The organism is Porphyromonas somerae DSM 23386, assembly GCF_000372405.1.
GTDB classification, from domain to species: Bacteria; Bacteroidota; Bacteroidia; order Bacteroidales; family Porphyromonadaceae; genus Porphyromonas_A; species Porphyromonas_A somerae.
The window spans coordinates 1-14,059 of record NZ_AQVC01000056.1 but is presented as its reverse complement, the minus strand read 5'-3'; the positions used below and the strand labels follow the sequence as shown (position 1 = coordinate 14,059).

9 protein-coding genes are annotated in these 14,059 nt (G+C 47.2%); all 9 read left to right on the top strand.

Features of this window, described 5'->3' with window-relative positions:
* The first annotated feature begins 558 nt into the window (after positions 1-558).
* The 9 genes from A3GK_RS0109300 to A3GK_RS0109260 all read left to right on the top strand — a co-directional run bounded on the left by A3GK_RS0109300 (position 559) and on the right by A3GK_RS0109260 (position 13,846).
* Entirely contained in the window at positions 559-2,835 is a 2,277-nt protein-coding gene (locus A3GK_RS0109300) for a TonB-dependent receptor family protein (protein ID WP_018029182.1), read from the top strand.
* Between the two features lie 67 nt (positions 2,836-2,902).
* Positions 2,903-6,295 (top strand): SusC/RagA family TonB-linked outer membrane protein, encoded by a 3,393-nt coding sequence (locus tag A3GK_RS0109295; protein ID WP_018029181.1) that lies wholly within the window; start codon positions 2,903-2,905, stop codon positions 6,293-6,295.
* Positions 6,296-6,300: 5 nt separating this feature from the next.
* Positions 6,301-7,836 (top strand): RagB/SusD family nutrient uptake outer membrane protein, encoded by a 1,536-nt coding sequence (locus tag A3GK_RS0109290; protein WP_018029180.1) that lies wholly within the window; start codon positions 6,301-6,303, stop codon positions 7,834-7,836.
* A gap of 5 nt (positions 7,837-7,841) precedes the next feature.
* A complete protein-coding gene (locus A3GK_RS0109285; protein WP_018029179.1) occupies positions 7,842-8,834 on the top strand; it encodes a putative zinc-binding metallopeptidase in 993 nt (330 codons plus the stop codon).
* On the top strand, positions 8,831-9,868 hold the full coding sequence (locus A3GK_RS0109280; RefSeq protein WP_018029178.1) for a DUF4302 domain-containing protein: 1,038 nt from the start codon (positions 8,831-8,833) through the stop codon (positions 9,866-9,868). The genes A3GK_RS0109285 and A3GK_RS0109280 overlap by 4 nt, the downstream gene beginning before the upstream one ends.
* 11 nt (positions 9,869-9,879) lie before the next feature.
* The gene (locus A3GK_RS0109275; RefSeq protein ID WP_018029177.1) at positions 9,880-10,503 is read left to right on the top strand and encodes a hypothetical protein; all 624 of its coding nucleotides are present in this window, start codon (positions 9,880-9,882) and stop codon (positions 10,501-10,503) included.
* Entirely contained in the window at positions 10,500-11,702 is a 1,203-nt protein-coding gene (locus A3GK_RS0109270) for a DUF4856 domain-containing protein (RefSeq protein WP_018029176.1), read from the top strand. Before A3GK_RS0109275 ends, A3GK_RS0109270 begins: the two co-directional genes overlap by 4 nt.
* A gap of 27 nt (positions 11,703-11,729) precedes the next feature.
* On the top strand, positions 11,730-12,905 hold the full coding sequence (locus A3GK_RS0109265; protein WP_018029175.1) for a fibronectin type III domain-containing protein: 1,176 nt from the start codon (positions 11,730-11,732) through the stop codon (positions 12,903-12,905).
* Between the two features lie 14 nt (positions 12,906-12,919).
* Positions 12,920-13,846, top strand: coding sequence for a hypothetical protein (locus A3GK_RS0109260; RefSeq protein ID WP_018029174.1), 927 nt, complete (start codon positions 12,920-12,922; stop codon positions 13,844-13,846).
* The last annotated feature ends 213 nt before the right edge of the window (positions 13,847-14,059 follow it).

Sequence of the window (14,059 nt, the reverse complement as noted above, 5' to 3'; positions counted from 1 at the left end):
ATGCAACTAAGCAATCGGCGAGTTGCAACTAAGCATTTGCCGAGATGCAACTAACCGATTGCTTAGTTGCATCTCGGCAAACGCCTTTGTATGGCTTTGATTTACAATCGGTTGTAAATGGGGTCGCAAAGACCCCGTTTTAGCTAGGTTTTTTACTTTGCTCATTTAATGCGTAACCCCTATCTGATAATCAGGGCTGAAATGTTAGGATAAACTTGCCGTATGGCAGGCCCTCTTCCAAGTGCCTATTAGGGTTCCCTGACCTCTAATGCTTGCCTAGGTGGTATTGCCTATTTTACTTTGTGCATCATTCTCATAAAGCACGTCATTCAGCAACGTCAAGTAGGGGATATCCCAAATCATTTGACCATTCTAGTTATATTGGTTGTGTAGACTATCCGCATTAATCATCGTGACATAAGAGAATAAAATACCTATATGTAGGTATTGTGGGAACATTATTGCCTTTATATCTTTGCAGTGCTAAATAATTTTTGAATATATATCTCAGATAATTGGGATATTTTTATTAAGAACCATATTCGCCATACGCTAGTTATGCTTTTTCGACGTTCGACGATTATTCTCATTTTATTCTTTTCTTGCGGTTTAGTTTATTCCCAAGAAAAAGACAGTAATACTGTTTCTCAGCAGACTACTCAATCAGTTGATACCCTTGGAGCTATTAGAGATGATGGCCTTATTGATGAGGTGGTAATTTACTCTCGTCCGATATTAGGTAGCAAGTTTCAAGCAAGGAACCGCACTGGTTCTGCTTACTTTTTGTCTCCTAGTGAGTTAGCTAAGTTCAATTATACCGACATCAATCGCATGCTCAAGAGTGTGCCAGGCGTCAATATGTATGAAGAGGATGGCTTTGGTCTTCGCCCCAATATCAGTTTGCGTGGAACCAAGGCCGAGCGGAGTGAGCGTATCTCACTTATGGAGGATGGTATTCTGATTGCTCCCGCTCCTTACTCTGCACCAGCAGCCTATTACTTTCCAAGTGTAGCGAGGATGAGTGCTGTGGAGGTGCTGAAAGGGAGTAGCCAGGTGCAGTATGGCCCTTTTACCACGGGCGGTGCCATCAACATGCTTTCGACTCCTATCCCTACCCACTTTACTGGGAAGTTCAATGCCTCTTACGGTAGCTTTGATACCGCTAAGGGACATATTATGATCGGTGATCGTAGGGGTATATTCGGATATATGGTGGAGTATCTTCGCCATCAATCCAAAGGATTTAGGAGAGATGAGCCTGATGAGCGTATTGGTTTTAAGCGTAATGATGTGGTGGCGAAGTTCGGGATTAGTACCGATCGTTTTTCGGGTGTTAATCATAATGTAGAGCTGAAGTTGGGCTGGGCGAATGAGGATTCTGATGAAACCTACCTTGGGCTTAGTAGTGAAGACTTTGCTCTACGCCCTTATTTCAGGTATGCAGGTGCCGATAAGGATCACCTCAAGACACAGCACTTTCAGAGCGTTTTGAGCCACATATTGATGGCCGAGAATGGTCTAAAGATTACCTCCAACCTATACTATAATTACTTTTTCCGTAATTGGTATAAGTTGAGTGACGTGAGGGTAGGTTACCTGAAAGAGGAAAAGCGCTCCATAGGTCAGGTGCTGGCCGATCCAGAGACCAATCACGAATACTTTGAGATCCTTACGGGGCAGCGTGATTATATTGGTGAAGCACTTATGGTGCGTGCCAATCGGAGGAAGTACTTCTCTAGAGGCATTCAATCCAAAGCAGAGCATAAGTGGCGCCTAGGAGAGAGCTACCTTACTGTAGAGGGCGGCATTCGGTATCATGAAGATGGAGAGGATCGCTTCCAAGAGGACGACGGTTACTCTATGCAGTCGGGTGAGATGAAGTTCTTCCGCCCAGGAGACCCTGGAAGTCAGTCTAACCAAGTAACGACAGCCCGTGCATGGAGCGGTTATATCTTAAATACATGGGCATGGAACAATCTAACGATTACCGCAGGTTTACGCTATGAAGATGTGCTTTTGGAGAAGCGGAATTATACCAAGCAAGATCCAAGGCGGTCAGGTCGTATTCGTATTGAGACCCCTAATTCGGCTCGAGTGTGGTTACCTGGGGTGGGGGTGAACTACAAAATCATCCCCGAAGTATCGGTGTTTACAGGAGTACACAGAGGTTTTGCCCCTCCGAGTGCCGTTTTGGATCAAAAGCCTGAGAGCTCCACCAATGTGGAGGCTGGTTTGCGTATAGCTATATCTGGCTTGCACTTTGAGGTGATTGGCTTTAATAATAACTATCAAAATATGCTTGGAAGTGACCTTACAGCAGCCGGTGGTCAGGGCACGATGGATCAATTTAATGTCGGTGCCGCACTGGTAAGGGGTGTAGAGGCATTACTCAGCTGCGACCCTATGCCTCATCATTGGTTGGTACGTGTCAATACGCAGCTCTCCTATACCTATACCGACACCAAAATGAAGAACGACTTTACCAGCTCCGCGTGGGGTGATGTCCATGCAGGTGATGAAATACCCTATATTTTTAAGCACTCATTCAATGGGCAATTGGGGGTCACCTCCAAGTGGGTAGATCTCAATGTGGGTGTGCGTTTCAATGGAGATATGCGTACGGTGCCAGGGCAAGGGCCAATGGCACTTAGGGAGACTATTCCGCACCATACTATTTGGGATGCCACCATTCGAGCAAAGGTATATAAGGGTGTTACACTCACGCTAAATGCCATTAACTTAGCGAATAAAGCCTACGTAGTATCGCGTCATCCTTCAGGGATGCGTGCTGGTCACCCAAGAGGTATTTATGGGGGCGTGGAGGTGAAGTTTTAATCAGCTAATTTGTAGTATAAGTATATTCAGTGGGTTGGTATGATGCCACTGTGAGTGATCAATAGATATGATGATGAAGAATATATTCCAGCGACAGCACCTCTCAATGCTTCTAATCCTTTTGCTCTTTTGTAGCCAAGGGACCCTCTTAGCACAAGAGAGCAATGAGAGAGAAACCGTTACTGGGGTGGTGAGCGACCAAACAAGCTTACCCCTTCCTGGCGTGCTTGTGGAGAATAAAAGCAATGGGAGTAGGGCGGTTACCAATGCAGAGGGTAGATACAAGGTGTATGGCACCAAGGGGGATAAGCTAAGTTTCCGCTTTGTTGGTATGGTAACTAAGGTGGTTACTGTCAGTGGATCCATTATGAATGTACAGCTGAAAGAAGATCAGACTCAGTTGGACGAAGTGGTGGTGACTGGTTACCAAAAAGTGCGTAGCAGAGTCTACACCGGTGCCGCAACCGCTGTGAAAATGGCGGAGATAAAGCTTGATGGCGTGCCTGATATGTCGAGGATGTTGGAAGGGCGTATCCCTGGTCTATCGGTACAAAATATATCCGGCACCTTTGGTGCTGCCCCAAAGATTAGCATCCGTGGTGGTGCCACCATCCTAGGTGATGCACAGCCTCTCTGGGTGATAGATGGTGCTGTGTATGAAAATATGGTACCACTGACTATGGATCAATTGGCCTCTGGTGATGCTGTGACGCTGATCGGTTCGGCGGTATCTGGTCTCAATCCTTCCGATATTGAGGATATTCAAGTGCTCAAAGACGCCTCTGCCACTTCGGTCTATGGTGCGCGAGCCCTTAATGGGGTGATAGTGATCACTACGAAGTCGGGCAGAAGGGGGATGCCACTAAGCGTTACCTATGCCACCGAAAATGCCTTTAGGTTAAAGCCCTCCTATAGGGAGTACGACCTCTTGGATTCGCAAGAGACGATGTCGCTCTACCAGGAGATGTGGAATAAGGGTTACTTTGGCGTCAAAGAGTCTTTATATGGCCGAAGGGGCGGTATATACCATCAGATGTATCGAGATATTCTAACCGTAGACCCTAATACCGGCAGTTATCTCCTGCCTAATACTCCAAAGGCGAGGCTAGAGTTTTTGCAACGCGGTGAGTATGCCAATACCGATTGGTTTGACCTCCTCTTTACCTACCGTCCCACCACTCGGCACACCGTCACTCTATCGGGAGGTGGCGACCATGTAGCTACCTATGCCTCTATTGGTTATTACCATGATGGCGGTTGGACCATTACGGATGGGGTGCAGCAGCTCACTGCCTACCTCAAGAGCACCTTTTACCCAAAAGAGGAGCTTAAGCTGACTCTTAGTGCCAATGGCAATATCCGTAATCAGAGAGCCCCGGGTACCATGCCACTAAGGCGGAATAGCCGGATCGGTGCTTACGAGCGCGACTTTGATATCAATCCATTTGCCTATGCGCTTAGCACTAGTCGTACATTAACCCCTTATGATGCCAATGGAAATAGGGCTTACTACCGCAATAATTGGGCTCCTTTCAATATCCTATCTGAGTACGAAAATAATCAGATGCAGATGCGGGTGATAGATTTCAAGTTGCAAGTCGAAGGAAGTTATAAGCCTATCCAAGAGCTCGAGGTGGGAGGCCTCGTCTCTATCCGAAGGGCAGCAACCAGTACCCAGCATGAGGTGAAGGAGCAGTCTAATGTGGTATTGGCCTATCAGGCAGCAGAGACTCCTACAGTAGCCCATGAAAACTTCTACCTCCTTAACGACCCAAATAACCCTGCCTTGCAGCCAAAGGTGGCTCTTACTCACGGTGGTATCCTCAATAAGACCGAGGTGGGGATGACCAGTTTTTTGGGTCGCTTATCGGGGGACTACAATAAAAAGGTAGATGAGCACGATATCCGACTCTTTGGTTTCAGCGAGTTGCGTAGTACCGAGCGCTTTATCACCCCTTTCCAAGGTTATGGAATCCAGTACGATAAAGCCAATCAGGTCTACCCCAACCCCAAAGTCTTTGATAAGCTCGCGCAGGAGAATACACCCTACTTCTCGCACAGAAGCATGGTGGATAGGGGCGTTACCTTCTCGCTCAATGCCACTTATGGCTATGCAGGTAAGTACATCTTTAATACGGTGCTCAATTACGAAGGTGCCAATACTTCGGGCAAGGGAGCTAAGGCTCTCTGGTTGCCCACTTGGAATATAGGTGCTAAGTGGAATCTCGATCAAGAGGAGTGGCTCAGAAACCACCCCACCATCTCCAAACTGGCACTCCGCGCTAGCTACGGCCTTACAGCCAAGATGAATGAGGAGGCGATCAATACCAGCAATATCTTCCGGATGGGCATCACCAATCGGCTCCACTTGGAGGATAGAGAGAATGCACTCTTACTTGACCAATTGGAGAATAGAGACCTCACGTGGGAAAAGATGTATGAGCTCAATGTGGGGCTCGAAGTGGGTATGCTAAATAACCGCATCAGCGGTACATTGGACCTATACCAGCGCAATACCTTTGATCTTATCGACCTCGTCCGTACCTCAGGGGTAGGGGGGCAGTACTATAAATATGCCAATTTTGGTGACATGACCACTCGAGGCGTGGAGCTAGGGATTCACTCCAAAAACATTGTTACAGAAAAGTTTTCCTGGAGCAGTAGTCTCACCATTAGTGGTATGAGCCAGATGATTACCCGTCTACTCAATTCGCCTAATGCCTTTGATATGGTAGCAGGTCGTGGCAGGGGCAATCTAGTGGGCTATCCCAAAGGCTCACTCTTCTCTTTCAACTTCCAAGGTCTTGACCCCAATGGATTACCTACCTTCGACTTTGGCCTTTACCAAAATAGCCAAGAGCATGCCCGGATTGTTGGTGCCGACTTTTTGGATACAGAGTTCAATAAGAGCTATCTCCTCTATCACGGCCCTATAGAGCCACAGGCAATGGGAGGTCTGATGAATACCTTTAGGTACAAAGAGTGGGAGCTCTCTCTTTTCATCACTATGCAGGCTGGGAATAAGATTCGGATCAATCCTACGTTTGACCCCCTCTATGCCGATCTCAACATCTTTTCTCGCGACTACCGTGATAGGTGGCTGAGCCCAGGCGATGAGTACCATACCGAGGTGCCAGTACTCCCATCGCAATCTCTTATAGGAGCCATTGGAAGGGAAAATACTGAGCGAGCCTATAACACCTACAACTTCTCGCAAAATAAAGTGGCCGATGGTAGTTTTATTCGCCTGAAGAGTATCTCACTATCTTACACTGCCCAAAAGGAGCTTCTTGAAAGAATTCGCTTGAAAGGCCTATCAGTTAGGCTGAATGCCACCAATCCGCTGATGCTTTATGCCGATAAAAAGCTCAATGGACAAGACCCTGAGTACTACCGTACTGGTGGAGTATCCCTCCCCACACCCAAGCAGGTAACCGTATCAATGAGCATAACGTTTTGAAAATCATGAATAGATATCCATGGATCATAGGTGCCCTACTAGGGCTAATCACATTCGCTAGCTGTACGAAGTACCTAGATAAGAGCCCCAATTCTGACCTCAATATAGAGGTCGACAACGAGGAGAAGATTGCCGAGCTACTCACTGGTGCCTATCCCACAGCTAGCTATATTCCATTCCTTGAGCCCCGAACAGATAATGTGGGTTTCCGACCTTATGGTGAGCAGAATAGACTCAATGAGGCAATGTACTTTTGGGAAGATTATGATCAAGAGGATCTGGATACGCCGTTAAATTATTGGAACGCTTGTTATCGAGGTATAGCTCAGGCCAATATTGCACTCGAGCTACTCACAAAGTACCCCAAGACAGAGCGTATCAAGGCACTCTATGGCGAAGCTTTTTTATTAAGAGCTTATCTCCACTTTATGCTGGTGAATATTTGGGCAGAGCCTTATAGAGGAGCCGATGACCTCCATCCTGGTATCCCCTATTTGAAAAGCCCAGAGAAGCATGCCATGGTCGATTATGATAGAGCAACTGTAGCAAAGGTGTATGAGGAGATCGAGGCCGATCTCAAGCTGGGTATTACGCTGGTCAACGACCGCTTCTACCGCCATCCCAAGTTTCACTTCAATAAAAAAGCTGCCTACGCCTTTGCCTCCCGCTTTTATCTGCACAAAGGGGAGTGGCAAAAGGTGGTAGACTATGCCAATTATGTCTTGGGTGGAGACCCAAAAAGAGAGTTAAGGCATTGGACGGAGTATCAAAAGCAGTACGAATTTGCACGCCCACAGCTATTTAAAAGCTATGCAAGTGCATTGGAGCCTGCCAATCTACTCCTCTCCACTACCGAGTCGAGGTGGGCTCGTGAGCTTCCACGAGTGCAGTATGGACCTACTAAGGAGAGCGTCGAGGCTATCTTTGATAAAAAAGGGATTGAAAATGGTGGTAACTTCAAGCGACTCAACCAATCCAGTAGCTACCTCTTTACCCCCTCCCCCTTGCCACTGAAGGTGGGCCGATACATCTCAAAATTTGATGAGGTGAGGAGTAACCTCGATAGTGGGCTCAAGCCGAGAGGGCTCTATGTGACCAATGTGTTATTTACTACTGATGAGGTACTGCTCAATCGTATGGAGGCATTGGCGATGCTCGGTGAGTACAATAAGGCCATTGACGACCTACAAGAGTACACACGAGGAAAGTTCGGCTTTACCCCCTACGTAGAGCGTTCTATCTACCTGACCACCAACCCCCAGAATTATCAGGTCTATAGCCCCTATTATCCCCTCACCATCAAGCAACTTGCATTCGTAAAGCTAGTGCTCGACTTTAGGCAAAAAGAGTTTTACCAAGAGGGGCTTCGGTGGTTGGATATTCGTCGCTTCCACCTCTCTGTGGCTCGTGATAGCAAGAGTAAGTATTACTTTCCCCTTGAGAAAGACGACCCACGCAAGCTTCTACAAATACCCAATGAGGCGATCAAACGAGGGCTCCAGCCCAACCCACGTGAGCGAAAAGAGTTAGATAGAAAGTAATTGATATGAGACCCAATAAGCAAACCAATAAGCAGCTAATCACCCTGCTGCTCCCATTGATGATGATAATTGCTGGGTGCCAAAATGCAAAACTAAGCGATACAAGCGTATTGGCTCCTGCAGCAGAGACCACCAATGAGAGTGAGCTAGACCAATGGATAACCCAATCCATTACCCAGCCCTATCAGATAGAAGTGCTCTACCGCTGGGACGAGAAGGAGCTACTTGGTACCTACGTTTACCCTCCCCAAGAGGAGAAGGTCAAGAGCGTGCTAGAGACCGTGAAGTATCTATTCCTAGAGAGCTTCGAGCTACCAGCCATCGGAGACCTTCACTACCTCAAGGGCAAACTCCCCATCCGTATCAAGATGTATGGCGGTTCCAACCTTGATCCTAATGGGGTAGAACTGCTCTACAACCCCCTAGGCACACCTGTAGAGATGTGTATCTACAATGTCAATAGCTTCGACCCGAGTGACCCCGAAAAGGTCTTCCTACTGATGCGAAGTGTCTTTCATCAGTTTGCCAAGCGGATGCTAGAGCTCTACCCCTACGATAGAGACAAGTTTTACCGAATTAGTGGGCATAGATACCTATCCTCTACCGAGCCAATAGCCATCCCACTAAGCTACCAGCAGAGCTACAAGGAACGGTTTGGTCTGGATACCTATGCCGGTAGGCGAGGATGCTACACAATGTACGCCTTGCTCTCCCCTGAAGACGACATGGCTGAGATGATAAGTGCCACCCTGCTCTCTACACCCCAAGAGATTGAGTATCTTTTTGAGGAGACAAGTATCCCTGACGGCGACCCCAACCCTGAGGTAGCAGAGAGGTATGCAAGAGAAGCGGCTTTGGCACATAATGAGTTGCTAGAGAAGCAAGCCTTTCTCAGCCAGTACATCAAGGTGCATTGGGGATTGGATCTCACAAAAGCCGAGGTGACTATCCTACGTAGAGTAGCACAATTTATTCAAAGCAAAGAGGAAGAAGAATGAAAAAGATATACTATACTACTATTATTCCCCTCACCCTTGCACTAGCTACCTTAGCTAGCTGTAATGGAAAACTGCAGCAGGCATTCCATGAGAGCCCATCGGAGCGTGTGCAAGCTAGTATCTCATCGCTTCACGAGGAGCTTACAAGTAGCCCTAGTGGTTGGAGTGTTCTTTACTTTCCCCACTGCGATTCACTCCTCTTTTCCAATCCCAATGAGCTGATTGGCCAAACTGCCTTTCGTGGTCGTTTGGGTTATGGTGGTAGCAGCTTTGTGATGAAGTTTAGCAAAGAAGGCACTGTGGAGATGAAGGCAGACTTTACCGAAGCAAGCTGTGACGAACCTAAGGTAAGCAGGTATACCATCAAAAGAGGTAGCTACACTCAGCTTACCTTTGAGACCTTCAATTATATTCATGAGCTAGTCAACGACTCCTTCAGAGGATCAACCGACTTTCTCTATCAAGGGAAAAATGAATATGGTCAATTGGTGTTCCGAACTGCCGGCACTATCTTGCCCGCAAAGGAATACATCATCTTTACCAAGCTCAAAAGCGATGAGGACCCCCTTGCAAAGGCCTATCAAAACCGTCTCTTTTTCGAGGAGATGCAAAATCCACAGCTCTCTATTAGGATGGGTGATAGGGTGTACTTTGAGAGTGACAACTACATTAAAACTAAAGCTGAGACCAATCGCCCATATATTAAGGAGTTGACCACCAAGAGATACTACCTATTTTTGTACAATAAGAAGCGTAACCCCATCCCTGGATATCCTGCCCTTCAGATGGTGGGGCTAGGATCTGGTTATGCTGGAACTAGTGAAGGGATCACTTTTAGAGCTGGACTAAGATACAGCAAGGATATTGTATTTATGGACTTTGAGCGGATAGATGATCGCTTCGAAGCGGAGTTGGTAAAGGTCTACAACCCTCACACTCGGGTGACAAGCTTAGAGAGTAAACACCTACATCCCGAAGGTATCCCCACAGGTGTGAAAGCTGTGATATGGGATGCCCCGATTATTAAAGATTAATATTCAATGATATGATAGATAATTTGAAGAAGCTTTTTCCACTACTGAGTGGTACACTCCTTCTGCTCTGTGCAATGAGTTGCCAGCGCAGCTATAATGATCCCGAACCTGAGGACTATGCCACCCTCTTTCCTTTCAAGGGAATTGAGAAGCCCAAGATCTCCTACGAAGATCAAGTGCGTCAGGTTTGTGACCCCTATGAGGCATTAGAATCTTATAGTTACCCAGGGGTGGAGATTTCTGAAGGAAAGCGTAAGTATACGGTGACCCTTACCTGCCAATTTACCGAGCGAGGTGCTGTTCCCGATGAGGTTTATAGCCGATTTATAGTGAAGTACATTGGCGAAGATAAGCAGATACACATCATCGGAAGTAGTACGAGCGTATCTGGTGCTGAGGAGATCATGACCCTTGAAGAGCCTTACGAAGTGACAATAGAGGCAGAGTCGGGGTATCCTATGTACCTTAGTGTCAATGGCACCGCACCTCGTGAGTCCAATATCACCGCCAGCATTAGGGCTGTGTCGGAAGATGGACTAACCGTAGTAAAAGAGTTGAAAGTGAGTCAAACACAAAATAGAGAGGGGCAAGACTATATTAGCCAGCCCTTCTGTGAATATATCATACTACCATGAAGAATTGTCTAAAGTATGCTTGGGTCTTTCTCCTTTTCGCTCTCTCAACATCGGGCTTATCAAGTTGCCTGAATAGATGGGAGGGGGAGACGGTGGAGAGTGCTTACAAGCTACCCGAATATCCCGATCCAGAGTATAAATTCAGTAGAAATGGGCGAAGTAGTGTCGATTACTACGAGTGTACTCTCCTAGATGAGCCCCTTCAGATTATCTACAGTACCTTCCTTCGGGAGGCGCGTATCAGTAGCGAAGGTAGTCGCAATACCGTTTACAACTACTTCCACGATGGGCTTTATGGATTGGTAAGCCCGCAATCGGTGGTTGCCTCATCTGTGTTCCACCAAGCCGATAGGGCTGAGGTGATCAATGATATTGAGGATTGTTTTAGGGCGATAGAAAAGCTTAGTGGCCTAGGCACAGAGGCTCCTAATCTGACCCGTAACCAGAGAGCCTCCATCGGAGTGGCGGGGTATGTCGGCACCCACATTGGCGATGATTATATATTCTTTGCCACTCAAGATGGATTGGTTCCAGCAGAATATTATAGGGAGCTAGTGCGTAGCGCTATTTACCTTGATTTAATTCTTAATGTACACCTTGCAAGTAGCCTCTATGCACCTGGAGAATTGCTCACTCGTCATGAGCACACCTACCTCCCCGATGGTCATAATTACACCGATCTGGAGCATCATTGGGACCTAGCTTTTGGCTACTACACCCATTTTTGGCAGCCTCTTGTGAGCAGTATCAATCTGCCTCTACTGGGCAAGAGCCGTATCCAGCTATACAATGCTTTTGCTCTGGGGCGCTGGGCATTGACCAACTATAGGTACGATATTCTGCAAGAGCAATTGCAATTGATTCGCATAGAGCTCTCTAAAGTGGTAGCAGTCCGTGCCCTACAATTGCTCCAGGGGAATATCACAATGGCCAACTATCGAGAAGAGCCAGAGAATGCTCTCTTCTTCCTTTCCCAAGGTGTAGGAGCCCTTTACTCCCTCCAATTTGCCTGCGATAAAGAGGGGCAACCGCTCTTTTCCTATAGCGAAGTGAAAGCGATGCAAGAGCAGTTGCTTGCTGGCAATGGGCTATGGGATAGAGACCAGCTCATCGGCAGCGATGGCAATACTGGCCTTCTCCATACTATTACTAAAGAGGTGGCTCACCGTTTTGAGCTCCCTTTGCAGGAGATTAAGTAGATCACCCGAATACAATCAAGCAGTTATATGAAGTTCAAAAATATCCTATCTACCCTTTCCCTCCTCCTTATTTTGGTTCTCAATGCTCCTAGTGCATTGGCTCAAGAGCTTAATAAGGAGCTATTGAAAAATGGGGGATTCGAAAAGTTTTACCGCAAAACTCCTCTTGAGGGCGAAGAGCCACAAGAAGAGTATATGTGGCGAAAGATCTATCCTCACCATTGGCGCTTTGATGATACTTTAGCTGGCACTAAGGTGCGAGGAGGTCACTCAGGTGGCTACTGTATTCTCTTTTATCTCAATGGTGGAAGTATCAGCTACCACGATAACGACTATTCCCAAGTGGGGCATATCCCCAAGAATAATATCATCCCCATTGAAGCTGGGGGCGAATATCAATGCTCCTTCTGGTACAGAGGCGACTATGTATTTAGAGCTAAAGTATGTGTGGTGATAGAGTGGTACAAGGATGATCAACTCATCAAAAAAGATACCAGCTTCAAACAATTCAAATACTACGTCCCCAAAGTAGGCGACAGTTGGCAGCAACATACTATCTCCGAGATCAAGGCCCCCGCCGGAGTCAATAAGGCAGCTTTTAGCTTAGTGGTAGAGGGCTCGGAGGGCAGTAAGTTCTACATCGATGATATCTCCTTTATGCAGGTGAAGAGAGGCGAAGAAGAGCCACAGCTACCAGCACCAGCCAACCTTTCATCCAAAGCAATGCAACACGAGGTAACGCTCACCTGGAGAGCCATTGCAGAGCCGGGAGTCACCTACCAAATACTTTGCGATGGGGAGCCAATAGGCGAGACTACCGAGACCAGCTTCATACATAAGCATCGTAAAGCCAATACCACATACAGCTACAGCGTTAAGAGCATCAAGGGCAGCCTTTTCTCACGCCCTTCAGATGTCATCAAGGTGCGCACAGAGGGGTACCGACGCTCACCCAATGACCCTACACGTGTGCCACATCTCTATATGATCTCTAAAGATGGCGAAGCACCAAGGCAGTTACCACTATTCTATACCGATCTCATCCTCGAAGGAGCCGAGATCAAGTACCAACTTGATGGGCAAGAGGTAACGCCTTCTGACGATTTTCTCCAATTAGATCCTGGAGAGCACTCCCTCATTATCTTTATTAAAGAAAAAGATCGTGAGCCGATAGAAATCACTTATTTCATCACCGTAAAGTAAGCCTGTAGAGAGATATGAAGCAAAGATTGTTACTACTACTCAAAAGCGCCCTTCTAGCTATACTATTGTGTAGTGCTTGCCAAAATAATAAGGCGCCCCATGAGCTAGAGCCTATCAAGGTCGGTGAGCAAGACCTCACTGAGGTGTCACTCAATAAGCAGACCACCCATACAATTATACTACAAGGAGGTACCGGAAAATACATCGCCAATGTGGAGAGTTCCATGATCGCAGGCGTCTCAATTAGTCGCGACACCCTCCGCATTACAGGCCACCTCGAAGGCGAGACCTTCGCTACCATCCTCTCGGGTGACTTCCGCCGTAAGCTCCCAATACATGTAGTGGTGCCCCCAGTGAGTGTCAATATGGAAGAGGTGCGCCTCTACCCCACCGACGAAAGCCGCTTCATCTCACTTCAAGGTGGAGGGGATAAGGCAAAGTTGGTGATTGATGACCCAGAGGAGGCAATATCGGCAAGGTGGAATGCCAAAACCAGTATTCTAGAGGTCGATGCACACCATGAAGGGGTGGCAGTGGTACACCTCGTGTCAGAGGATGGCAGCCAAAAGAGCGTCACTATCACTGTCAGATGCAGTGGTACCGACCAGGGAGTAGGCCTCTATGGCACCACTTCTCGGAGCCTCTACCTAATGATGCGAACAGGCATGACCCTCAAAAGAGGTAATCGAAGCTTCACCATATTCAATGCTGCACAGCCCTACCAAGCAGAGAGGGTGGTTACCCTTTCACCCATCCCAACGGCACCTCACGTAGGAGAGAAGGTAAAGCTACAGATAAGCCTTAATAATCCACAGGAGTTCCGCCATACCAAGGTGAGAGAGGGCAGCCACTCTCTAATCGTGGAGCAGGTAGATGCTACGAAGCAGTTGGTTACCCTCCGAGGAAAAGGTTTTAAGGTGATTATGCCCTACATCAAGTGATGTAAAATGGGCATCTTAGCCGAATCCCCACTATCCGGGGTATTCGTAATCTTTAGAGCACTGCAAATAAATAGGATAAAAAGGGGGTGAAAAGTTTAATTGTAACTAAGCAATCGACGAGATGCAACTAAGCAATCGGCGAGTTGCAACTAAGCATTTGCCGAGATGCAACTAACCGATTGCTTAGTTGCATCTCGGCAAACGCCTTTGTAT

What these genes read in the sequence shown, in the direction of transcription:
- A3GK_RS0109265 (WP_018029175.1), top strand. Translation starts at nt 11,730, where the DNA reads ATGAAGTTCAAAAATATCCTATCTACCCTTTCCCTCCTCCTTATTTTG.
- A3GK_RS0109290 (WP_018029180.1), top strand. Translation starts at nt 6,301, where the DNA reads ATGAATAGATATCCATGGATCATAGGTGCCCTACTAGGGCTAATCACA.
- A3GK_RS0109260 (WP_018029174.1), top strand. Translation starts at nt 12,920, where the DNA reads ATGAAGCAAAGATTGTTACTACTACTCAAAAGCGCCCTTCTAGCTATA.
- A3GK_RS0109275 (WP_018029177.1), top strand. Translation starts at nt 9,880, where the DNA reads ATGATAGATAATTTGAAGAAGCTTTTTCCACTACTGAGTGGTACACTC.
- A3GK_RS0109295 (WP_018029181.1), top strand. Translation starts at nt 2,903, where the DNA reads ATGATGATGAAGAATATATTCCAGCGACAGCACCTCTCAATGCTTCTA.
- A3GK_RS0109280 (WP_018029178.1), top strand. Translation starts at nt 8,831, where the DNA reads ATGAAAAAGATATACTATACTACTATTATTCCCCTCACCCTTGCACTA.
- A3GK_RS0109270 (WP_018029176.1), top strand. Translation starts at nt 10,500, where the DNA reads ATGAAGAATTGTCTAAAGTATGCTTGGGTCTTTCTCCTTTTCGCTCTC.
- A3GK_RS0109300 (WP_018029182.1), top strand. Translation starts at nt 559, where the DNA reads ATGCTTTTTCGACGTTCGACGATTATTCTCATTTTATTCTTTTCTTGC.
- A3GK_RS0109285 (WP_018029179.1), top strand. Translation starts at nt 7,842, where the DNA reads ATGAGACCCAATAAGCAAACCAATAAGCAGCTAATCACCCTGCTGCTC.